Source organism: Streptomyces sp. NPDC041940 (assembly GCF_055589465.1).
Genome location: NZ_JBVJBP010000006.1, coordinates 185,961 through 206,923, shown reverse-complemented (window position 1 = coordinate 206,923; position 20,963 = coordinate 185,961). Strand labels below are relative to the sequence as shown.

17 protein-coding genes and 1 pseudogene are annotated in these 20,963 nt (G+C 72.4%); 6 read left to right on the top strand and 12 right to left on the bottom strand.

The genetic code is table 11. The features are described 5' to 3' along the window. The first annotated feature begins 74 nt into the window (after nt 1-74). A complete protein-coding gene (locus tag ACZ6I3_RS13500; RefSeq protein ID WP_469414352.1) occupies nt 75-1,565 on the top strand; it encodes an MFS transporter in 1,491 nt (496 codons plus the stop codon). 18 nt (nt 1,566-1,583) lie between these two features. On the opposite strand, the gene ACZ6I3_RS13495 is transcribed toward ACZ6I3_RS13500, so the two are convergent. The 3 genes from ACZ6I3_RS13495 to ACZ6I3_RS13485 form a co-directional block, all read right to left on the bottom strand. After that, nucleotides 1,584-2,339 (bottom strand): hypothetical protein, encoded by a 756-nt coding sequence (locus ACZ6I3_RS13495; protein WP_469414351.1) that lies wholly within the window; start codon nt 2,337-2,339, stop codon nt 1,584-1,586. A gap of 79 nt (nt 2,340-2,418) precedes the next feature. Then, nucleotides 2,419-4,080 (bottom strand): amidohydrolase, encoded by a 1,662-nt coding sequence (locus ACZ6I3_RS13490; protein ID WP_469414350.1) that lies wholly within the window; start codon nt 4,078-4,080, stop codon nt 2,419-2,421. 25 nt (nt 4,081-4,105) lie between these two features. Continuing rightward, a complete protein-coding gene (locus ACZ6I3_RS13485; RefSeq protein WP_469414349.1) occupies nt 4,106-5,602 on the bottom strand; it encodes an APC family permease in 1,497 nt (498 codons plus the stop codon). Between the two features lie 147 nt (nt 5,603-5,749). On the opposite strand from ACZ6I3_RS13485, the gene ACZ6I3_RS13480 reads away from it, so the two are divergent. After that, nucleotides 5,750-6,457: a TetR/AcrR family transcriptional regulator gene (locus tag ACZ6I3_RS13480; protein ID WP_469414347.1), complete on the top strand. Its 708-nt coding sequence runs from the start codon at nt 5,750-5,752 to the stop codon at nt 6,455-6,457. Nucleotides 6,458-6,491: 34 nt separating this feature from the next. Here ACZ6I3_RS13480 and ACZ6I3_RS13475 read toward each other — a convergent pair whose 3' ends face one another. The 3 genes from ACZ6I3_RS13475 to ACZ6I3_RS13465 all read right to left on the bottom strand — a co-directional run bounded on the left by ACZ6I3_RS13475 (nt 6,492) and on the right by ACZ6I3_RS13465 (nt 9,854). After that, complete coding sequence (locus ACZ6I3_RS13475) at nt 6,492-8,306, bottom strand: ABC transporter ATP-binding protein (RefSeq protein ID WP_469414346.1); 1,815 nt, start codon at nt 8,304-8,306, stop codon at nt 6,492-6,494. Nucleotides 8,307-8,550: 244 nt separating this feature from the next. Beyond that, nucleotides 8,551-9,198, bottom strand: a complete 648-nt coding sequence (locus ACZ6I3_RS13470; protein ID WP_469414344.1) for a dihydrofolate reductase family protein — start codon at nt 9,196-9,198, stop codon at nt 8,551-8,553. A gap of 71 nt (nt 9,199-9,269) precedes the next feature. Further along, nucleotides 9,270-9,854: a TetR/AcrR family transcriptional regulator gene (locus tag ACZ6I3_RS13465; protein WP_469414343.1), complete on the bottom strand. Its 585-nt coding sequence runs from the start codon at nt 9,852-9,854 to the stop codon at nt 9,270-9,272. A 92-nt stretch (nt 9,855-9,946) separates the two neighbouring features. Here ACZ6I3_RS13465 and ACZ6I3_RS13460 point away from each other — a divergent pair, with 92 nt between their 5' ends. Next, a complete protein-coding gene (locus ACZ6I3_RS13460; RefSeq protein WP_469414563.1) occupies nt 9,947-10,378 on the top strand; it encodes a tautomerase family protein in 432 nt (143 codons plus the stop codon). Then, entirely contained in the window at nt 10,371-11,402 is a 1,032-nt protein-coding gene (locus tag ACZ6I3_RS13455; protein WP_469414341.1) for a zinc-dependent alcohol dehydrogenase, read from the top strand. Before ACZ6I3_RS13460 ends, ACZ6I3_RS13455 begins: the two co-directional genes overlap by 8 nt. On the opposite strand, the gene ACZ6I3_RS13450 is transcribed toward ACZ6I3_RS13455, so the two are convergent. From ACZ6I3_RS13450 to ACZ6I3_RS13435, 4 genes are all read right to left on the bottom strand, one after another. Continuing rightward, complete coding sequence (locus ACZ6I3_RS13450) at nt 11,397-11,729, bottom strand: STAS domain-containing protein (RefSeq protein WP_469414339.1); 333 nt, start codon at nt 11,727-11,729, stop codon at nt 11,397-11,399. The genes ACZ6I3_RS13455 and ACZ6I3_RS13450 overlap by 6 nt on opposite strands. Next, the gene (locus ACZ6I3_RS13445; RefSeq protein WP_469414337.1) at nt 11,726-13,045 is read right to left on the bottom strand and encodes a PP2C family protein-serine/threonine phosphatase; all 1,320 of its coding nucleotides are present in this window, start codon (nt 13,043-13,045) and stop codon (nt 11,726-11,728) included. Before ACZ6I3_RS13445 ends, ACZ6I3_RS13450 begins: the two co-directional genes overlap by 4 nt. Then, nucleotides 13,045-13,848, bottom strand: coding sequence for an alpha/beta fold hydrolase (locus ACZ6I3_RS13440; RefSeq protein WP_469414336.1), 804 nt, complete (start codon nt 13,846-13,848; stop codon nt 13,045-13,047). Before ACZ6I3_RS13440 ends, ACZ6I3_RS13445 begins: the two co-directional genes overlap by 1 nt. Before the next feature lie 180 nt (nt 13,849-14,028). Then, complete coding sequence (locus ACZ6I3_RS13435) at nt 14,029-15,042, bottom strand: LacI family DNA-binding transcriptional regulator (protein ID WP_469414335.1); 1,014 nt, start codon at nt 15,040-15,042, stop codon at nt 14,029-14,031. Nucleotides 15,043-15,168: 126 nt separating this feature from the next. Between ACZ6I3_RS13435 and ACZ6I3_RS13430 the strand changes: the two are divergent. Then, nucleotides 15,169-15,447 (top strand): annotated as a pseudogene (locus ACZ6I3_RS13430) (beta-galactosidase); the annotation flags it as partial. 40 nt (nt 15,448-15,487) lie between these two features. On the opposite strand, the gene ACZ6I3_RS13425 reads toward ACZ6I3_RS13430, so the two are convergent. After that, complete coding sequence (locus ACZ6I3_RS13425) at nt 15,488-16,144, bottom strand: maleylpyruvate isomerase N-terminal domain-containing protein (protein WP_469414333.1); 657 nt, start codon at nt 16,142-16,144, stop codon at nt 15,488-15,490. A gap of 207 nt (nt 16,145-16,351) precedes the next feature. Between ACZ6I3_RS13425 and ACZ6I3_RS13420 the strand changes: the two genes are divergently transcribed. Beyond that, a complete protein-coding gene (locus tag ACZ6I3_RS13420; protein ID WP_469414331.1) occupies nt 16,352-18,145 on the top strand; it encodes an FAD-binding dehydrogenase in 1,794 nt (597 codons plus the stop codon). A 336-nt stretch (nt 18,146-18,481) separates the two neighbouring features. On the opposite strand, the gene metE is transcribed toward ACZ6I3_RS13420, so the two are convergent. Next, entirely contained in the window at nt 18,482-20,815 is a 2,334-nt protein-coding gene (metE, locus tag ACZ6I3_RS13415) for a 5-methyltetrahydropteroyltriglutamate--homocysteine S-methyltransferase (RefSeq protein WP_469414329.1), read from the bottom strand. Nucleotides 20,816-20,963 lie beyond the last annotated feature (148 nt).

The following is a 20,963-nucleotide window of genomic DNA, read 5'->3' as shown; positions in this document are numbered from 1 at the left end:
TGGCGTGTGCCCGTCCCCTGGTGGGGGAACGTGATTCCCCGGGTGAAGGTGGGGCCCCGGTGAGAGGAGCCCAGGTGACAGCGTCGGCACAGGAGGCTGCCGGGTACGAGCCGGACCCGCGCCGGTGGCGGGCCCTGTGGGTCACGCTGGTGGCCGGCTTCATGAGCCTGCTGGACGTCTCGATCGTGGTGGTCGCCCTGCCCTCCGTCCAGCGCGGCCTGCACGCCTCACCCGCGCAGGTGCAGTGGGTGGTCTCCGGATACGCCCTCGCCTTCGCTCTCGCCCTCGTCACCGCGGGCCGCCTCGGTGACGCCCTGGACCGCCGCCGCATCTTCCTGCTGGCCCTCGGCGGCTTCGTGGTCTTCAGCGCGGCCTGCGGGGCGGCCCCCAGCATCACGCTGCTGATCGCGGCCCGGCTCGCCCAGGGACTGGCCGCCGGTTTCATGGCGCCCCAGAACTCCGCGCTCATCCAGCAGCTGTTCCGCGGCGCCGAACGCGGTCGCGCCTTCGGGTTCTTCGGCGCCACCGTCGGCATCTCCTCCGCCGTCGGCCCCCTCGCCGGCGGCATGATCCTCGCCCTGGCCGACGGCGCCCAGGGCTGGCGGTGGATCTTCTACGTCAACGTTCCCATCGGCATCCTGGCCGTCCTGCTCGGCCGCCGCCTGCTGCCCCGCACCCAGCGGTCCGGCCGGGGCCATGTGGACCTGCCCGGGGTCCTGCTCCTCGGCCTCGGCGTCCTCGCGCTGATGTTTCCGCTGGTCCAGGCGGGCTCCGGCGGCTTCGGACGGCTGTGGTGGCTGTTCCCCGCCGGTGCCGCGCTCCTGGTCGCCTTCGCCCGACGGCAGCGCCGCCTGGTGGCGCGTGGTACCCAGCCGCTGCTCGATCCGCGACTGTTCACCACCGTGCGCGGCTACGCCGTCGGTGCCGGCGTCGGCACGCTCTACTTCGTCGGCTTCAGCGGCGTCTGGCTGGTCTTCGCGCTCTTCTACCAGGACGGTCTGGGCTTCTCCCCGCTCCGGTCCGGCCTCGCGGTGACCCCCTTCGCCCTCGGCTCGGCCTGCGCGGCCGCGATCGCCGGGCGGCTGGTGGACCGGCTGGGGCGCATGCTCACCGTGGGCGGGCTCGCGGCGGTGATCGTCGGCCTGGGCGGCACCGCGCTGCTGCTGCGCTTCGCACCGGTCGGCGTCGCGCCCTGGGTGGCCGCCCCGGCGCTGTTCCTCGGCGGCGCCGGCAGCGGCTGCGTGATCTCCCCGAACATCACCATGACCCTGCGCGATGTGCCCGTGCGCATGGCGGGTGCGGCGGGCGGCGCGCTGCAGACCGGGCAGCGGCTCGGCGCCGCCGTGGGCACCGCCGCCCTGCCCGGCCTGTTCTATCTGGTGCTCGGCGGGAGCGACGACTACCGGGGCGCCCTCGTCATCGCGCTGGGCGCCGCACTCGCCGGCATGGCGGCCGCCCTGGCCCTCGCGACGTTCGACTGGCGGCGTGACCGGCGGAGCAGGCAGGGACACGGGACCTGCCCGGAGGATGTCGCCAACAGTCCGGTGCACGCCCGGCAGACCTGACGCGCACGTGGCCGGGCCTCAGGTGGTCTGTGGTTGTGCTTCCCGTGGCGCGGCGTCGTCCAGGTCGCCGCGTACGGCGGCGATGGCGAAAGCCGTCGCGGAGGCGAGCACGACCAGCGCGAGCGGCCCCCAGATCGCCGGTATCGCCCACATCGGCCAGTCATTGGCCGACTGGGCCCAGAGGGTGAGAATCGCGGTGGCGCCCAGGCCGACGCCGTGCCACCGCACCACGGTCCCCGCCCTCGCATGACGCCGGTCGCCCCGCGCGAGGAGCGGCCACAGCCCTCCCACGAGGGCCGCCAGGCCGAACGACACACAGGCCAGCGCGCCGCCCAGCCGGTCCTCGGGCCACCCCACCGGCCCGGAGGACGTCTGCTGCCGCCGCCCGTCGGAGTCCCGCACCTCGACGACCCGCCCCTGCCAGATCAGGCCGACGACCCTGTCGTCCGGCTCCAGTTCGGAGACCACGGGATCGGCCCGCAGGAACGTCACCCTCCACGGCTTGCCGGACGGCAGGACCAGCTCCGCCTCCGGGGACGCGTTCCGCTCACCACGGTTCGTGTCGGCCTCCCGGACCGTGAACTCCTGCTCCCACACGCATCCCGACGCCCGTACCGGAACAGAAGCGCAGGCCGGCGCTGCACGGAACGCCCGCTCCCGCTCCAGCGCTCCCCGGATCTCGAGGGCCGACGCCACTCCGAACGCGAGAGCCGCGACAGCGATCACCAGCCAGAGAACGGACCGCAGCGCCTCGCGTCCCGGCGACTCCACCATGTCTCGTCCCCCCGCTTCCCGGTTCACGCGGAACCCGCAGGTGCATTGGAACACGCCTACGGGTCCGCGCCCAGGCCGTTTACCCGGCGGTGTGGACCCGCCGGCCCTCGACGAAGGTCTCCAGGACCCGGGTCGCGGCGATCTCCTCGGGCGGGCCCGCGAACGGATCGCGGTCGAGGACGACGAGGTCGGCCGACTTCCCGGCGGTGATGCTGCCGGTGGTGTCGTCGAGGTGGTTCACATAGGCGCTGCCCGCCGTGTAGGCGGCGATGGCCGTGCCCAGGTCGAGGCGCTGCTCCGGCAGGAAGGCCGGGGTGCCCCCGGGTGCGTCGGGCGAGATCCGGTTGACGGCGACATGGATGGCCTGGAGCGGATCCGGGCTGCTGACCGGCCAGTCGCTGCCCGCGGCGAGGGTCGCGCCGGCGCGCAGCAGATCACCGAACGGGTACTGCCACGCGCCGCGCTCCGCGCCCAGGAAGGGCAGCGTCAGTTCGTCCATCTGCGGTTCGTGCGCGGCCCACAGCATCTGAAGGTTGGCGCTCGCGCCCAGGGTGCGGAAACGCGACAGGTCGTGGGGGTGGACGACCTGGAGGTGCGCGAGGTGGTGCCGCGTGTCGCGATGACCGTTGGCCGCCCGGGCTGCCTCCACCGCGTCGAGCGCCTCACGCACCGCGCGGTCGCCGAGCGCGTGGAAGTGGACCTGGAAGCCGAGCGCGTCCAGCTCGGTGACGTACTTCCGGAGCTCGCCCGCCTCCACGAAGCTGATCCCGCTGTTGTCCGAGGAGCAGCCGCAGCCGGTCAGATAGGGGGCGAGCATCGCGGCGGTGTGGTTCTCGGCGATGCCGTCCTGCATGATCTTCACCGTGCCGGCGCGGAACCGGTCCCGGCTCAACTCGTCCCGGGAAGCCACCAGTTCGGCGATCTGCTCGGCACCGCGCTCGCGGTCCCACCACAGCGCGCCGACCACCCGTGCGGTGAGCAGGCCCCGGTCCAGGGCCGCCTGGTAGGCGGGCGCCGGGTCGGTCATGTTGGCGTAGGTGCCGATGATGGCGTCCTGCCAGGCGGTGACGCCGTGGGAGTGCAGCACGGCCTGGGCGCACAGCAGAGCGGCGAGCTTCTCCTCGGGCGTGGGGTCCGGCAGCAGTCGGCCCACCAGGTGGACCGCGCCCTCCTGGAGCATTCCGGTGGGGTTTCCCCCGGCGTCGCGCTCGATACGGCCGTCGGCGGGGTCGGGCGTACGGGCGTCGATGCCCGCGCGCTCCAGGGCCCGGGTGTTGACCCAGGCGCCGTGGTGGTCGCGGTTGGGCAGGAAGACGGGGCGGTCCGGGACGATCGCGTCGAGGGCGGCGGCGGTGGGGGAGCCGCCGGGGAACGCCTCCAGGGACCAGCCGCCACCGGTGATCCACTCGGCGTCCGGGTGCTCGTCCGCGTACGCCCTGATCCTGCGCAGGTACTCGGCCGGGTCGACGGTGTCGCCGAGATGGCACTGGCCGAGTTCGATGCCCGCGCCCAGCGGATGGACGTGGGCGTCCTGGAAGCCGGGCAGCAGCAGCTTTCCGGCGAGGTCGACGACCTCGGTGCGCGGCCCGATCAGCTCGCGCACCTCGTCGTGGCCGACGGCGGCGATCCGCCCGCCGCGCACGGCCACGGCGGTGGCGCGGCTGCGGGCGGGATCGACGGTGTGCACGGGGCCGCCCGTGAAGACGAGGTCGGCCGGTCCCGTGGCGTGGGGGTGCGACATCAGGGTGAACTCCATGGGGGTGGGCTCAGACCGCCGTGCGGTCCATCGGGAGGGTGAGGGCGTCGGCGTCGGTGCCGTGCCCCGTCGTGAAGTACGGCGAGCGCCGGACGTACTTGGCCACGGCCGCCATGCCCAGCCCGGCGAGCACGATCACGGCGGGCAGCGAGAACATGAACCAGCCGTTGTCCGGACTCAGTTCGAAGTGATCGCTCATGGTCAGGTACGAGTATCCGAGGTAGCCGCCGAGGCCCAGCAGCACCAGCCCCGCCACGGCGGGCACACCGACGGCGAGCAGCGCCTCGCGCGGTCCCTCGTTCCTCGCGGAGCGGAAGCGCACGGCGCAGGCGAGCGCGGTGAGGCCGTAGTAGAGGGCGACGATCAGCCCGATGGCGTTGACGGCGGCCAGCAGCATGTCGCTCAGTTTGGGGATCGCGAAGGCCGCCAGGGCGATCACGGCGGCGACGGACATCACGACGGCCGTACCGACGGCGGGCGTGCCGTACCGCGGGTGGATCCGGGTCCACAGCGGCCCCATGGTGCGGTCGCGGCCCATGGCGAGCAGTCCGCGTGCCGTGGGGATCAGGGTGGCCTGGACGGAGGCCACGGCGGAGAACATCAGCGCGACCAGGGGCAGGGTGGCCCAGGGTTCGGCGGCCAGTTTCGCCCCGAGGTAGGGCAGGGCCTGGGGACCGTTCCGGACCAGTTCCGTCAGGCTCATCTCCCGCTGGAAGGCGACCGAGGCGAAGAGGAACAGGCCGAGCATGGCGAAGAGGGCGATGAGCCCGCCGCGGGCCGAGTCGTCCGGGCGCTTGGTCTCCTCGGTGACGCTGAAGGCCGCGTCCCAGCCCCAGAAGAAGAACACCGCGAGGACCATGCCCTGGGCGAAGCTGGTGCCGCTGGAGATCTCGAAGGGGTTGAACCAGGAGAGGGAGAACGCGTGGTCGCCGGTGACGAGGGCCCAGCCGCAGAAGCCCAGCAGCACCGCGTACTCGAAGACCAGCAGGGCGAACTGGAACCGGGTCGCGCCCCGGACGCCGGTGACGGCCAGAGCCGTGAGGGCGAGCAGGATCACCAGGCCGACCGCCGTACAGACACCGGTGGACGTCGGATCGAGGGCGATGCCGGCGAGGCTGGTCAGACCGGCCTTGTTGGCGAAGAGCAGGACGACCGAGCCCATGATCGCGCTGGTGTAGGCGCAGAAGATGACCGAGCCGACCAGCGTCACCCAGCCGGTCAGGAAGCCGGGCCAGGGGCCGAGGGATCGGCCGACCCAGGTGTAGCCGTTGCCGCAGTTGGGCTCGGAGCGGTTGAGGCGGGCGTAGGCGGTGGCGATGCCGAGCACCGGCAGGAACGCCAGGAGCAGCAGCGCCGGGGCCTGGAGGCCCACGACCGTCGCGATCGTGCCCATGCCGATGGCGATGCTGGTGGTGGCCGCGGTACTGGACGCGGCGATGGCGACGCCGTCGACGACACCGAGGGATCGGCGCAGCGTGGTGGTCGGACTCGGAGGGGCGGACGACATGGAGGGCTCCTCGGGGGAGGGTCGGGAAGAGCCGCGCGGGAATGCGATGGAACAACCGGCGTCCACATTGGGTCAACCCTGTTGACGTAAGGTGGGCCGGGGCCGTTCACTGCGTTGCACACGCGTGCGACGAGAGGAGTCCGGGTCATGACCACCCGCGTCCCGCAGGAGCGCCGGCGTCGGCGGCCCACCCGTTCCGGTGTCGTGCTCTCGGAGCAGCTGATCGTCGAGACCGCCCTGCGCCTGATCGGGGAGCACGGCCCCGAGGCGCTGAGCGTGCGTCGGCTCGGCGCGGCACTGGGCTGCGACCCGACCGCGCTGTACCGCTACTTCCACGGCACCGACGACCTGGTGCTGGCCATCGCCGACCGGATCATCGGCGACGCGATGGCCGGCTTCGTCCCCGGCGACGACTGGGTGGCCTCGCTCCGTGAGATGGCGACGAGGGTCCGTGCGGGATACCTCGCCCATCCCCGGGCGGCCGCCATGGCCGCACACCGGGTGACCCGGCGCCGGAACGAGATCCACGCCGTGGACACCGGGATCGGCCTCCTGCTGAACGCGGGCTTCGCACCGGCCGACGCCGCCCGGCTCTACCTGGCCTTCATCGACACCGTGCTCAGCCACGCCGCCGCGGAGGCGGCGTTCCACGCCCTCCCGCGACAGCAGCGCGAGGCCGACCACCGGGCCTGGCGGGACGTCTACCAGGACCTGGACCCGCAGACCTACCCGTCCCTCACCGCGGTCCGCCCCCAACTGCCGGGAATGGCGGACAGTTCCTTCGAACAGGCGGTGGACCTCCTGCTGGAGGCCCTGACGGCCCGGGCCCCGGCGGGCCGGCGCTCGCCCCGCTGACCCGGGTCGTCGGAGTTCCGAACCGCACCCGCTCTCACACCACCTCCGCCTTCCCCGGGTTGTCGTCCAGGAAGCCGCCCGACTGGTGCTGCCACAACTTCGCGTACGCGCCGTCGCTCGCGAGCAACTCCTGGTGGGTGCCCTGTTCGACGATCCGGCCGCGGTCGAGGACGACGAGCTGGTCCATGGTGGCGACCGTGCTCAGCCGGTGCGCCACCACGAGCGCCGTCCGCCCGTCCATGAGCCGCCACAGCGCCTCCTGGACGAGCAGCTCGCTCTCGGAGTCCAGGGCGCTGGTCGCCTCGTCGAGCAGCAGGATCGGCGCGTCACGCAGGATCGCCCGGGCGAGGGCGACGCGCTGGCGCTGACCACCGGAGAGCTTGATGCCGCGCTCGCCCACCATGGTGTCGAAGCCGTCGGGCAGGGCGTCGGCGAACTCGGTGACGTGCGCCGCCTCGGCCGCCCGGCGGATCTCGGCGTCGGTGGCGTCCGGCCGGGCGAACGCGATGTTGTCCCGCAGGGTGCGGTGGAACATCGCCGGGTCCTGCGGCACATAGGCGATCAGACTGCGCAGATCGGCCTGGCGCAGCCGGCTGATGTCCTGACCGCCGATCAGGATGCGGCCCGCGTCGATGTCGGTCATCCGCAACAGCAGCCGGGTGAGCGAGGTCTTGCCGCCGCCGGACCGGCCGACCAGGCCGAGCTTCGCCCCGCTCGGCACGGCCAGGTCCAGCCCGTCGAACAGTGGTCGACCGCCACGGTGTGCGAAAGTCACCTTCTCGAAGCGGACATCGGCCGCCCGGGACAGCAGCGGCTCCGGCGACGCCGGGTCGAGCACGGTCGGCGGCGTCAGCAGGAGCTCGGTGAACTGCGCGGCCTCCGTCATCGAGCTCTCCAGCCGGCGGTATATCTGATTGAACTCGAACATGATGCGGGTCGCGTTGCCGTAGTAGGCGAACGCGACCACGATCGCCTCCACGCCGTGCGCGCCCCCCGCGAGGGTGATCGCGAGCAGCAGGCCCATCGCGTTGGTGAGCACGGACATCGGCGCCACCAGGGTGTCGATGCGCAGGTTGTTGTAGTCCCACGCCCGCACGGTGAGCCGGCGCGACACCGCGACCCGGGAGCGGTGCTCGGCCGCCTCGCTCTTCTCGGCGGCGAACGCCCGTACGGTGTCCATGTTCATCAGGCTGTCGGCGACATGGCCCGACACCCGGGCGATCGCCTCCTCACGCTGGTCGACGATCCGCTGGCGGCGCCGGATGAGCGGCGCGACCAGCACCGCCGTCAGCGCGATCATCACCAGCAGACCGGCGACGAGCAGCGGTTCATAGCGCCAGAGCACCACCGCGCCGAACGCCAGGGGCACGAAGCTCCCCACGATCTGGAACGTCACCGTGTCCACGAACTGCTCGAAACGCGAGGCGAAGCTCAGGACCCGCTTGGTCAGCGAACCGGCGAAGTTGTCGTGGAAGAAGGCGGCGTCCTTGGCGAACAGCTCGTCCATCCCGAGCACGTACAGATGCTCGATGCCGAGGGCGTCGAGGCGGTTGAGGCAGTGCAGGGCGACGCGCCACAGTGCCTCAGCGAGCAGCAGGACACCGGCGAAGCCGAGGACGTACGGCAACGCCGAGTCGACCGTCACGCCCTCGTCACCGGCGATGTCGCCGACGAGCTTGGCGACGATCAGCGGCGCCACGTAGTTGATTCCGATGTTGCCCAGCGCCATGAGCAGCATCGCGGGCACCGTCAGCCGGCGCAGCCGCGTCAGCTCCCGTCCGTAGTAACGAAGTGCGAGTAAGACCGAGCGCTTGCCCGGCTGGACCCTGCGAGATTCAGGCGTTTCCATCCCACCCCTGTGTCGTCCTGCGGCAGCCCGCCACGCGCTCACGCGGGCAGGGGCCATCGCCGCAACGAATGTGTGGATTTCGGTCGAGTCCGGCAGTGTCCCGCGACGGCGACCGCGCCGTCCAAGCGTTTTCCGGCCGGGCGGTGGTGCGCGGGGGAGCGCCAAGGGGCGCGGCGGGCGGCGCGGGAACCCGACTCGGTCGGTTCAAGGGGCGAGCAACGTGATCCGGTCGGTGCCCGGAAGGTCAGAGGCCCGTACGGGTGAACGTCACATGCGTGACTCCGCCGGGCGAGGACGTGGCCTCGACCTCGTAGTCCTTCTCCAGGTCCTCCAGTCCGTCCCAGAGGCGTACGCCGCGGCCGAGCAGGATCGGGACCACCGTGACGTGCAGGTGGTCGATGAGCCGTGCGGCGAGGAAGTCGCGGATCACGGTGGGGCCACCGCCGATGCGTACGTCCTGGCCGGCCGCCGCCTGGCGGGCCGCGTCGAGCGCCTCGGCGGGCGAGGTGTCGAGGAAGTGGAACGTCGTGCCGCCCCCCATCTCGATCGACGGGCGAGGGCGATGGGTGAGGACGAAGGTCGGTGTGTGGAACGGCGGGTTCGGCCCCCACCATCCCTTCCACTCCGGGTCGTTGTGCCATCCGGGGTAACCGAACTTCCCCGCGCCCATGATCTCGGCGCCGATCCCGGGCGTGTGCTGCCGTGCGAAGGCGTCGTCGAGGCCGCCGGTCCCGCCGGGCCGGCGGGTCATCTCGTGCCAGAACCGAGTGGCGAACATCCACTCGTGCAGTCTTTCGCCGGCATGGCCGAACGGCGCGTCACGGCTCAACCCCTCACCGGTGCCGAAGCCGTCGAGGGAGAGGGAGAAGTTGTGCACACGAGCGAGTGACATGGCCGGCCGGTCCCTTCCTTCTGGAAACGTCCCTGTGCTCAATGTTCCAGGTCCCGGCGGCCACCGCAGTTCTAGTCCCTGATCGCGGCGCGGACCAGGGCCTGCAGTTGCTCGGCGGTGTGATCCAGCGGCTGGGTGCTGCGCTTGGCGCGGCACATGGCCACCGTCCCCTCGACCGCCGCGACGATCAGGGTCGCGAGCTGTGCCGCCTGCTCGGACTCGGCGCCGTGCTCGCGCAGCGAGGCGGCCAGCAGGCCCTCCCATTCCTCGAAGACATCGGCGGCGGCCGTCAGGGCGGTGGGCGTCTCGTCGGCGGGGGGCTCCTCGATGGAGACGGCGAGGACCGGACAGCCCGCCCGGAAGTCGCTGCCCACGACGATCTCGCGCCACAGGGCGAGGAAGGCCCGCAGTCCGGCGACCGGGCCCGCCTCCAGTTCCCTGCGCAGGCTGCGGGCGGCCCACGCACCCGTGTGGCGCACGGCCTCGGTCGCCAACTGCTGCTTGCCCTCGGGGAAGTAGTGGTACGTCGAGCCGAGCGGCGCCCTGGCGTGCTTGGCCGTCTCACGGATGCTCGTCGCGTTGAGGCCGCGCCGGCTGATCATGTCGGCCGCACCGGCCACGATCCGCTCGCGCGCCGTCGGGCTGTGCTTGCTCACGTACGCGATCCCTTCCGATCCCACTGGCTATAACGGTCGTCATAGTCTAGCGTGACCGTCGCCTATAACGACTGTCATAGAAAGGCATGTCCATGCCGATGATCCGGCTCACGGCCCCGTCCGGCGCCCTGACCGAGGAAGGCCGCCGGTCCGTCCAGCGCGACCTCGCCGCCGTACTGCTGCGCTGGGAGGGCGCACCCGACACGCCGTTCTTCCGCGCCCAGGCGTGGAGCTACCTCGCCGAACTGCCCGAAGGCGCCCAGACCACCGCCGAGGACGACGCGCCGCGCTTCCTGGTGGAGGTCACCGTCCCGCAGGGCGCCCTGTCCGAGCGCCGCAAGGCCGGCCTGGTCGAGGAGGCCACGCGGACCGTCCTGGCCGCCGCCGGACTCACCCCGGACGACGCCCTGCGGGTGTGGGTGCTGGTGCACGAGCAGCCCGACGGCACCTGGGGCGCGGGCGGCTCCGTCATCCGCTACGCCGACCTGGTCGCCCTGGCGAAGGGGCAGAGCACCGATGCGTGAACTGACCTATGTCGCCAAGGGCACCGTCGAGTGGCGCGAGGCGCCCGACCCCCGGGTCGAGTCCGGTCAGGAGGCGATCGTCGCCCCGGTGGCGGCCACGCCCTGTGACGTGGACTCCTCGATCCTCGCCGGACACGGCTTCGTGGAGCCGCCCTTCGCGCTCGGCCACGAGTGCGTCGCCCGGGTCGTCGAAACCGGCGACGCCGTCACCGCCGTGGCCCCCGGTGACCTGGTCGTCGTCCCCTGGTCCATCAACTGCGGTACCTGCGACCGCTGCCGGGCCGGGCTGACCGCGCACTGCACCGCCGTCCCGTACATGGCGATGTACGGCGCCCCGATCGGCGGCAGGTGGGGCGGGCTCTTCTCCGACCTGGTCCGCGTGCCCTACGCCGACGCCATGCTGGTCCCGCTGCCCACCGGCCTCGACCCGGTCGCCATGGCCTCCGCCAGCGACAACTGGTCCCTGGCCTGGCGCCTGGTCGCCCCCCACCTCAAGGCCCGTCCCGGAGCCCGGGTCCTGGTCGTCGCCCGCGGCAGCATCGGCCTCTACGTGTGCGACATCGCCCGCGCGCTCGGCGCCTGCGAGGTGTTCTACGTCGATCCCGACGCCGAGCACCGCCAGATGGCACGGGAGTTCGGGGCCGCCACCGCCGAGAAGCTGGAGCCGGTCCCGCAGAGCTTCGACATCGCGGTGGAGGCCACCGGCCGTGTCGAGCAGCTCGCCCTCGCCCTCAAGTGCCTGACACCGGAAGGGATCTGCGAGAGCGCGGGCAACCACTTCCGCCCCGGCGAACTGCCCCTGCTCGACATGTACCTCACCGGCGTCACCCTGCGCATCGCCCGCGACAGCGTACGCGCGCACATCCCGGACGCCCTCGCCCTCGCCGCCTCCGGCAGGGTCGCCCCCGAGAAGGTGGTCTCCCACGTCATCGACTGGGAGGACCTGCCGGCCGCGCTGCCCGAGAAGCACCTCAAGCCGGTCTTCGTCAGGGCCGGTGCCGCGGACCTGCCGGGCGGGTCATGACCTGGGGCTGCTGTCCTGGCGCAGGGTGAAGACCTGGTCGAGACCCACGAGCGTGAGGACCCGCAGCAGGTTCGCCGGTACGCCGGCCAGAACGATGTCGGCCTCGGCGGCCAGGGCGTGCTGGCGGGCGGCGAGCAGGGCGGTGATGCCGGTGGAGTCGCAGAACGCGAGGCCGGAGAGGTCGAGGACCAGGCACTGTCCCGAGGTCAGGGGCACGTGGTCGACCTGGCGGCGCAGTTCGGGGGCCTGGGCGTAGTCCAGGTCGCCGGCCACGTCCAGAACGGGGCCGGTCGCGGTGTCGCGGTGATCGATGGTCAGCGTCTTCATGAGGGGAAACCCGGTGCGGGGCGTATGAGGGAGGAGTCGGCGGGGACGCCGAGGGCGAGCAGGGCGGTGTCGTCGTTGAGTCCGTCGCCGAAGCCGTCCAGCAGCCCGGTGAGTGCGGTGATCACCTCGCCCGGGGCGGCGGGAGCGAGGTCGGTGCCGAAGGCCAGCAGGGCGTCCTCGCCGTACAGGTCGTCGCGGCCGGGGCCGGTGTGGGCCTCGGTGAGTCCGTCGGTGTACAGCACGATCGTGTCGCCGGCGGCCAGGACCGTCTCCACGGTGCTGATCGGTGCGTCGGGCAGCACGCCGACGAGCAGCCCGCCGCGCGTGTGCAGGAACTCGGCGCGGCCGTCGGACCGCAGGACGAGTGCCGGCGGGTGGCCCCCGGAGGCGAGCCTCACGACCGTCGGACCGTGGTCCCCGCCGGGTTCGACGATCCCGAAGACACAGGTGCAGTAGCGCGGGTCGCCGCCGGCCGTGTACCGCTCGTGCAGGACGGCGTTCAGCGTGGCCAGGGCCGCGGCCGGATCCGGGTCGTGGTGGGCGGCGGCCCGGAGGGTGTAGCGGGTCAGCGAGGTGAGGGAGGCGGCCTCGGGGCCCTTGCCGCACACGTCGCCGAGGAAGAACGCCCACCGGTCGCCGGCGACGGGGAACAGGTCGTAGAAGTCGCCGCCGAGCTGGTCCGGGGCGGCCGTGTGGTAGTGGACGGCCGTCTCGAGACCCGGCACGGCGGGCAGCGAGTCCGGTACGAGGGACCGCTGCAGCACGGCCAGCGCGTCGGCCAGCCGGGCCCGGTCGGCCTCGGCCTGCCGCCGGGCCTCGTCCGCCTCGGCACGGGCCCGCTCGGCTTCCTTGCGGCGGTGCAGGAGTTCCGTCTCGTAGGAGCGGCGGTCGGAGGCGTCGAAGACGGTGACCCGGATCAGCAGGGGTTCGCCCTCGGTGCCGTACTTGACCACGGCGGAGACCAGCACCGGCAGCCTGCCGCCGCCCTGGCGCCTCAGGTCCAGGGCGATGCCGCGCAGCTCGCCCTGCATGCGCAGCAGCGGCGCGAAGTGCGTCTCGTGGTACAGCTTCCCGCCGACGGTGAGCAGATCCGTGAAGCGCTTGTGGCCCACCACGGCCTCGCGTTCCAGGCCGAGCCAGTCCAGCAGCGTGGTGTTGATCTTGGCGATGGTGCCGTCCATCAGCGTGGACAGATAGCCGCAGGGTGCCGACTCGTACAGGTCCTCCGCACTGTCCTCCAGCAGCGCCGTGAACGCCGCGGCCGTGCCCGCCTCGTCCCCGGTCCCGGCGGGCTCCGAGGCGTTCGCACGACACATCACCGCGGGGACTCCAGGAAGTCGAGGATCGCCTGGGCGGTGGCCTCCGGAGCGCTCAGCTGCGGACAGTGTCCGGTGGCGTCGAGGGTGACCAGACGGGAGGAGGGGATCGCCGTGTGCACAAAGGCGCCGACCTCGCGCGGCGCGATGGCGTCCTGCTCGCACTCCAGTACGAGGGTCGGTACGGTCACGCCCTTGAGATCCTCGCGGCTGTCGGTCAGGAAGGTCGTACGGGCGAAGACCCGGGCGATGTCGGGGTCGGTGGCGCAGAAGCTGTTGGTCAGCTCCTGGCCCAGCTCCGGACGCTCCGGATTGCCCATGATCACCGGGGCCATCGCGGACGACCAGCCCAGATAGTTCGCCTCCAGGGAGTCCAGCAGCTCGTCGATGTCCTCGGTGCTGAAGCCGCCGCGGTATCCGTCGTCGTCGATGTAGCGGGGTGAGGGCGTCACCATCACGAGCGCCCCGATCCGCTCCGGGGCGGCCCGCGCCGCCAGCACCCCGACCATGGAGCTGACCGAGTGCCCCACGAACACCGCCCGCCGAAGGTCCAGCTCCTCGCACACGTCGACGACGTCGGCGGCGTAGCCGTGCAGCGAGGAGTACCGCTCCTCGCTCCAGGCCGACAGATCCGACCCGCCGGAACCCACGTAGTCGAACAGCACCACCCGGTACCGCTCCGCCAGAGCCGGCACCACCAGGCGCCACATGTTCTGGTCGCAGCCGAACCCGTGTGCCAGGACCAGCACCGGCGCGTCGTCTCGGCCGGTGATGGTCACGTTGTTCCTGCGGCGGATGTCCATGCGGTCATGCTGCCACCCCGGCCGGCGGGCTTCGACGGCGGACCGGCCGACGACATGATCGTTCTCGCCGGGCGTGGACGCCGTCGTGTGCCGCGACCGGGCCGACACCGGCCATCCGAAAGGGTGATGCGGCCGGTCGGGCGCGTCCCGCCCGGATGTGAAAGGCCGTCCCTCCTCGCCTCAACCCCCCGAACTCTCCCGCACGATGAGCCGGTGCCCGGCCACATGGTCGCCGGGCGGCGCGGTGTCCGGAGCGTCGATCCGGGCCAGCAGCTGGGCGACGGCGGCCCGGGCGATCTCCTGCTTGTCGGGGGCGACGGTCGTCAGGGTGGGGACGCTGAAACGGGACGCCTCGATGTCGTCGAAGCCGACCACGTCGAGCTCGCCCGGCACGGAACGGCCCAGCTCGTGCAGGGCCCGCAGCGCGCCCAGGGCGAGATGGTCGTTCAGGCACAGCAGCGCGTCCGGGCGGGGATCGCGTTCCATCAGCGCGCCGGCGGCCCGCGCGCCGTCCTGCCAGTGATAGGCGTCCACCCGCACCACCAGGCCGGGCTCGAAGGGCACGCCCGCCGCTTCGAGGGCCTCGCGGTAGCCGTCGGTGCGCAGCCGGTCGGTGCCCTGGCGGCCGTGCAGGGCGCCACCGACCACCGCGATGCGCCGGCGGCCTCTGGACAGGAGGTGCTCGGTGGCCTCGCGCGCCGCGCGCACGTTGTGGATGCCGACATGGTCGGTGCCGCCCTCGGCGGAGCGCTCGCCGAGCAGGACCACGGGCAGGCGCCGGTCACGGACGGCGAGATCACGCGGCTGCAGGGAGAGCGGACTGAGGATGACGCCGTCGGAGAACTGCGCGTCGAAACCGTGCAGCGCCGCCAGCTCCCGCTCGCGCACCGCCCCGGTCTGGTGTAGCAGCACGGTCTGCCCGCGCCGGTCGGCCTCGGCCATGACGTGCTTGGCCAGCTCGGCGAAGTAGGCGACGTCCAGCTCCGGGACCGCCAGGGTGATCATGCCGGTGCGGCCCTGGCGCAGTTGCCGCCCGGCGATGTTGACGCGGTAGCCCAGGGCGTCGATGGCCTCCTGGACGGCGGCGCGGGTCTGCTCCGAGACATGCTCGAAGTCGTTGATCACGTTGGAGACGGTCTTGGGGGAGACGCCGGCGTACTCCGCCACGTCCTTGATCCTTGGTCTGGCCGCCACGCTGTCCCGTCCTTCCGACTGCCGAGATCGTACCGACTGCGCTCATCGGGCCGTCCGACGGGTTTACATCGATGTAAACCCGTGGTGCCATGGGCGTCGACCGGCACATGTGACACGAGGAGCCCCATGGACGTGCCCCGCCCCGAGTGTCCGAGGCCCCAGTTCGTCCGTGGCGCGTGGCTGAACCTCAACGGCTCGTGGCAGTTCGAGATCGACCGGTCGGACACCGGCCTGGAACGCGGGCTGTTGACGCGCGAACTCACCGGCACGATCGTCGTCCCGTTCTGCCCGGAGTCGGAGCTCTCCGGGGTCGGGGATACGGACTTCATGGAAGCGGTCTGGTACCGGCGGACCGTGACCGTGCCGGCGGACTGGGTCGGCGCCCGGGTGCTGCTGCACACCGGCACACGAACTGACGAACGACCGGGGAGGGCCGGGAGCCGGGTCAGCCCAGGTAGAGCGGCAGTTTCGAGGCCTGCGCGCCCAGTTCGGCCCGCTCCGCCTCCGTGGGCACCCGCCTCCCGGTGCCCACCAGCAGCGCGTCCAGGTCGGTGAACGACGCGGGGAACGCGCTCCCCGCGATCCGTTCCAGCAGCTCGCGGGAGCGGGTGAGCCCCTCCGCCGGCGGCTGCTCCGCGTCCGGGAGGTGCGCGATCAGGTCGAGGTGGTGCAGCGTCCACTCCAGGACGTACGCCGAGAGATAGTCCGCCACGGTGAGGACCTCGTCGCGGGTGCCGACCCGGCCGGCCGGGTCGGCGAGCCGGGCGGCGCGGCCGGCGGCGGAGCCGACGTCGTCCAGGTGGAAGGCGAGCAGGTGCGGATCCTCGTACGCGGCGGCGAGCCGGACGGTCAGCGCGTCGAGCGGGTCGTCACCGGTCGGTGGCGTGTCGGCGAGCTCCCAGTAGGTCACCGCGTCACGGGTCGGTTCCCGGTCGGAGGGAGTGGCGAGGGTGATCAGGACGTCCTGGGCGTCGATGACCAGATGGCACACCAGGTCCCGCACCAGCCAGCCCGTACAGCCGGACGGCCGGGCGAAGTCCTCGTCGGCCAGGTCGGCGACCGCCGCGCGCAATGCCGTCCAGGAACGTGAGAAGAGATCCACCTCGGCACCGTAGTGGGGTGCGTCGCGGGCGGACAAACGCATTTCGGGCGGCCGGTACGCCCTTGTGCCAACTCCCGAACCGCGCCCTTGAGTTCATCGGCGCAGGACTCTGGCGGCCTTGAGAACTCCTGGGCTACCGTCGGTAACACCCCTGGTTGCCCCAGGGGCCTCTCCCGACCCCTGCGCACCTCCTCCGGAAGGCGGCCCATGGAACACCCGTCAGAACCCGCCGCGTTCACCCGCCGTCGTGCCCTGACCGTGGCGGGCGGTGTGCTCGCCGGCGCCGCGCTCGCGCAGTCGGCGTTCCCGGCCTTCGCGGCAGGCGCCGGATCGTCGGACGCGGACGCCATCGTCGTCGGCCACGGCCTCGCCGGGCTCGTCGCCACCGCCGAACTGGCCGCCGCCGGACGCAAGGTGCTGCTGCTCGACCAGGAACCGGAGGCCGGCCTGGGCGGGCAGGCCTTCTGGTCCTTCGGCGGGCTGTTCTTCGTCGATTCCCCCGAGCAGCGGCTCATGGGCATCAAGGACTCGCAGGAACTGGCCTGGCAGGACTGGCTGGGCACGGCCGGCTTCGACCGTGGCATCACCGACCCCTCGGGCCAGGACCACTGGGCCCACAAGTGGGCCGAGGCGTACGTGGACTTCGCCTCGGGGGAGAAGCACTCCTGGCTCGCGGGGCTCGGGATGCAGTGGTTCCCGATCGTCGGCTGGGCCGAGCGCGGCGGCGGCCTCGCGGACGGGCACGGCAACTCCGTACCCCGCTTCCACGTCACCTGGGGCACCGGTCCCGCCATCGTCGAGCCCTTCGAGAAGAAGGTGCGCGCGGCCGTGGAGGACGGCAAGGTGACGTTCAGGTTCCGGCACCGCGTGGACGACCTGATCGTCACGAACGGTGCCGTCACCGGGGTACGCGGAAAGGTCCTGGAACCCAGCAGCGCGGCACGCGGCAAGCCCACCTCCCGCAAGGTCGTCGGCGACTTCGAACTGAACGCCCCCGTCGTGATCGTCACCTCGGGCGGCATCGGAGCCAACCACGACCTCGTCCGGCGGAACTGGCCCGCGCGCCTCGGCACACCCCCGAAGTCCATGATCACGGGTGTGCCCGCGCACGTGGACGGGCGGATGCTCGCGATCACCGAGAAGGCGGGCGGACGGATCGTCAACCCCGACCGCATGTGGCACTACACCGAGGGCCTGAAGAACTACGACCCGATCTGGCCCGACCACGGCATCCGCATCCTGCCCGGCCCGTCCTCCATGTGGTTCGACGCCACGGGCAAGCGCTTCTCCAGCCCCGACATCCCGGGCTACGACACGCTCCACACCCTCAAGTCGATCACCGACACCGGATACGACTACTCCTGGTTCGTCACGACCCAGAAGATCATCGCCAAGGAGTTCGCGCTCTCCGGCTCCGAGCAGAACCCGGACCTCACCGAGAAGAACGTCTGGAAGCTGCTGTCGCGCATCTGGCAGACCCCCGAGCCGATCGAGCGGTTCAAGGAGAAGGGCGAGGACTTCGTCGTCGCCAAGACCCTGCCCGAACTCGTCGCCGGCATGAACAAACTGACGGGGGACGACCTGATCGACCTGGCCGGCCTGCAGCGGCAGATCGAGGCCCGCGACCGCGAGATCGCCAACCCGTACACCAAGGACGCCCAGGTCATGGGCATCCGCAACGCCCTCGCCTACCCCGGCGACACCCTCAGCCGCACCGCCTCCGCCCACCGGATCCTGGACACGTCCGCAGGATCGCTGATCGCCGTACGCCTCAACATCCTCACCCGCAAGACCCTCGGCGGGCTCCAGACCGACCTCTCCGGCCGCGTCCTGAACGCCGCCGGCAAGCCGATCAGCGGGCTGTACGCGGCCGGCGAGGTCGCCGGCTTCGGCGGCGGCGGTGTCCACGGCTACCGCTCCCTCGAAGGCACCTTCCTGGGCGGCTGCCTCTTCTCGGGCCGCGCGGCGGGCCGGGCGGCGGCCGCGGCGACGGCGGGCTGAGGCGACGGTCGCCACCCCGCCCGCGAGCCGGGGGCCGAGGCCTCGGTAACCCGGCGTCCCGGCCCGGCCGCCGGCGATCCGGGATCTCCCGGGCCGTGCTGCCGGGCCCGGCCCGTGGCTCAGGCGACGGGCCCGGCGGGCGCCCGCCGCGGAAGTCGACCGCGGCCGAGCCGGGCGCGGGCTGCGGCAGCGGCCCCAGCGAGCGCGATCCGGCCCGGCGGGGTCCCGCGCGACCTGGCCCGTCGGGGAGCGGGCCGCGATAGGCCTCGGCGGGATCCCGCGCGCGACCTGGCTCCGGCAGGGCGGGCCGCTGCCTCGGCCCGCCCTGCCGGAGCGTCAGGCGAGTCCGGGCCGCTCCCCGTCCAGTTCGGCCCGGACGGTCCGGGCCGCCGTGACCAGGTTCTCCAGGGACGCGCGGGTCTCGGTCCAGCCGCGGGTCTTCAGGCCGCAGTCGGGGTTGACCCACAGCCGTTCGGCGGGGATGGCCTTCAGGCCGGTGCGCAGCAGGTCGGCCGCCTCCTGCGCGTCGGGAACCCGCGGGGAGTGGATGTCGTAGACACCCGGCCCCGCCTCACGCGGATAGCCGTGCGAGGCGAGTTCGCGGGCGACCTGCATGTGGGAGCGGGCGGCCTCAAGGCTGATGACGTCCGCGTCGAGGTCGTCGATGGCCTGCACGATGTCGCCGAACTCGGCGTAGCACATGTGCGTGTGGATCTGCGTGTCCGGCCGCACGCCGCCCGTGCTGAGCCGGAAGGCCTCCGTGGCCCACCCCAGATACTCCGGCCGGTCGGCGGCACGCAGCGGCAGCGTCTCGCGCAGGGCCGGCTCGTCGACCTGGATGACCGACGTCCCGGCCGCCTCCAGGTCCCTCACCTCGTCGCGCAGGGCGAGAGCGACCTGCCGGGCCGTCTCGGCGCGCGGCTGGTCGTCGCGGACGAAGGACCAGGCGAGCATGGTGACCGGGCCGGTGAGCATGCCCTTGACCGGACGGTCCGTGAGGGACTGCGCGTACGTCGTCCAGCGCACGGTCATCGGCTCGGGCCGGGAGATGTCGCCGGCCAGGATCGGCGGGCGGACATAGCGGGTGCCGTAGGACTGGACCCAGCCGTGCTGCGTGGCGAGATAGCCGGTGAGCTGCTCGGCGAAGTACTGGACCATGTCGTTGCGTTCGGCCTCGCCGTGCACCAGGACATCCAGACCTGCCTTCTCCTGGAAGGAGATCACCTCCTGGATCTCGGCCCTGATGCGCTCCTCGTAGCCGGCCGTGTCGATCCGGCCCGCGCGCAGGTCCGCCCGGGCGGTACGCACCTCACCGGTCTGCGGGAACGAGCCGATCGTGGTGGTCGGCAGCAGGGGCAGACCGAGCCGGGCGCGCTGGGCGGCGGTCCGCTCGGCGTACGGCAGCGAGCGGCGGGCGTCCGCATCGGACACCGCGGCCGTGCGGGCGCGGACCGCCGGGTCACGGGTGATCGGTGAGTTCGCCCGGGAGGACAGGTCCGCCCGGTTCGCGGCGAGCTGCGCGCCGATGGTGTCCGTGCCCTGCGCGAGACCGCGCGCGAGGGTCACGATCTCCGCGGTCTTCTGCCGCGCGAAGGCGAGCCAGCGCAGCACCTGCGGCTCGATGTCCCGCTCCGCCGCCGTGTCCAGCGGCACGTGCAGCAGGGAGCAGGAGGCCGAGACGTCCACCCGGTCGGCGAGGCCGAGGAGTGTGCCGAGCCGGGAGAGCGACGCCGCCAGGTCGTTGATCCAGATGTTGCGCCCGTCGACGACACCGGCGACCAGCCGCTTGCCCGGCAGACCGCCCACCGCGGCCAGATCGTCCAGGTTGGCCGCCGCCGACTCCGTGAAGTCCAGCGCGAGCCCCTCGACCGGCGCCTTCGCCAGCACCGGCAGGGCGTTCCCGAGCCGGTCGAAGTATGAGGCGACCAGCAGCTTCGACCGGTCGGTGAGGGCTCCGAGGTCACGGTAGGCACGCTCGGCGGCGTTCAGCTCGGCCGGGGTCCGGTCCTGGACCAGGGCCGGCTCGTCCAGCTGCACCCACTCGGCGCCCGCCGCGCGCAGGTCGGCGAGGACCTCGGCGTACACGGGCAGCAGCCGGTCCAGGAGCGTGAGCGGCTCGAAGTCCGCGGGCACCCCCGGGGCGGGCTTGGCGAGGAGCAGATACGTGACCGGGCCGACGAGGACGGGGCGCGCGGTGTGGCCGAGCGCCAGGGCCTCGCGCAGCTCGGCGACCTGCTTGGCGGAGTCGGCGGTGAAGACCGTGTCCGGACCCAGCTCGGGCACCAGGTAGTGGTAGTTGGTGTCGAACCACTTGGTCATCTCCAGCGGCGCCACGTCCTGCGTGCCACGCGCCATGGCGAAGTAGCCGTCCAGGGCGTCCGCCTCGACGGCGTCCCGGTGGCGGCCGGGGATCGCGCCGACCATGACGGTGGTGTCCAGGACGTGGTCGTAGAACGAGAAGTCGCCCGTCGGGACCTCGTCGATGCCGGCGTCGGCCAGCTGCCGCCAGTTCGAGGCGCGCAGGTCGGCGGCGGTGGCCCGGAGGGCGTCGGCGGTGACGCGGCCCTTCCAGTAGCCCTCGATCGCCTTCTTCAGTTCCCGGTTCTGGCCCTGGCGGGGGTAGCCGTACACGGTGGACCGTGCTGCCGCGGCTGCGGGCTTGGTGGTCACGGAGATCTCCTTCGCGAGACGAATCCCTGAGATCCCGGCGACGGGACGAGAGCGCGAAGGGGTGACGAACCGGACGGAGACGACCTCGCGCGGCACAGCGCGGTCATCCGCCTGGTAAGTACGCCGACCCGCCCTCGAGGTCACCGGA

What these genes read in the sequence shown, in the direction of transcription:
- ACZ6I3_RS13495 (WP_469414351.1), bottom strand. Translation starts at nt 2,339, where the DNA reads ATGGTGGAGTCGCCGGGACGCGAGGCGCTGCGGTCCGTTCTCTGGCTG.
- ACZ6I3_RS13490 (WP_469414350.1), bottom strand. Translation starts at nt 4,080, where the DNA reads ATGTCGCACCCCCACGCCACGGGACCGGCCGACCTCGTCTTCACGGGC.
- ACZ6I3_RS13485 (WP_469414349.1), bottom strand. Translation starts at nt 5,602, where the DNA reads ATGTCGTCCGCCCCTCCGAGTCCGACCACCACGCTGCGCCGATCCCTC.
- ACZ6I3_RS13480 (WP_469414347.1), top strand. Translation starts at nt 5,750, where the DNA reads ATGACCACCCGCGTCCCGCAGGAGCGCCGGCGTCGGCGGCCCACCCGT.
- ACZ6I3_RS13475 (WP_469414346.1), bottom strand. Translation starts at nt 8,306, where the DNA reads ATGGAAACGCCTGAATCTCGCAGGGTCCAGCCGGGCAAGCGCTCGGTC.
- ACZ6I3_RS13470 (WP_469414344.1), bottom strand. Translation starts at nt 9,198, where the DNA reads ATGTCACTCGCTCGTGTGCACAACTTCTCCCTCTCCCTCGACGGCTTC.
- ACZ6I3_RS13460 (WP_469414563.1), top strand. Translation starts at nt 9,947, where the DNA reads ATGCCGATGATCCGGCTCACGGCCCCGTCCGGCGCCCTGACCGAGGAA.
- ACZ6I3_RS13455 (WP_469414341.1), top strand. Translation starts at nt 10,371, where the DNA reads ATGCGTGAACTGACCTATGTCGCCAAGGGCACCGTCGAGTGGCGCGAG.
- ACZ6I3_RS13450 (WP_469414339.1), bottom strand. Translation starts at nt 11,729, where the DNA reads ATGAAGACGCTGACCATCGATCACCGCGACACCGCGACCGGCCCCGTT.
- ACZ6I3_RS13445 (WP_469414337.1), bottom strand. Translation starts at nt 13,045, where the DNA reads ATGTGTCGTGCGAACGCCTCGGAGCCCGCCGGGACCGGGGACGAGGCG.
- ACZ6I3_RS13440 (WP_469414336.1), bottom strand. Translation starts at nt 13,848, where the DNA reads ATGGACATCCGCCGCAGGAACAACGTGACCATCACCGGCCGAGACGAC.
- ACZ6I3_RS13420 (WP_469414331.1), top strand. Translation starts at nt 16,352, where the DNA reads ATGGAACACCCGTCAGAACCCGCCGCGTTCACCCGCCGTCGTGCCCTG.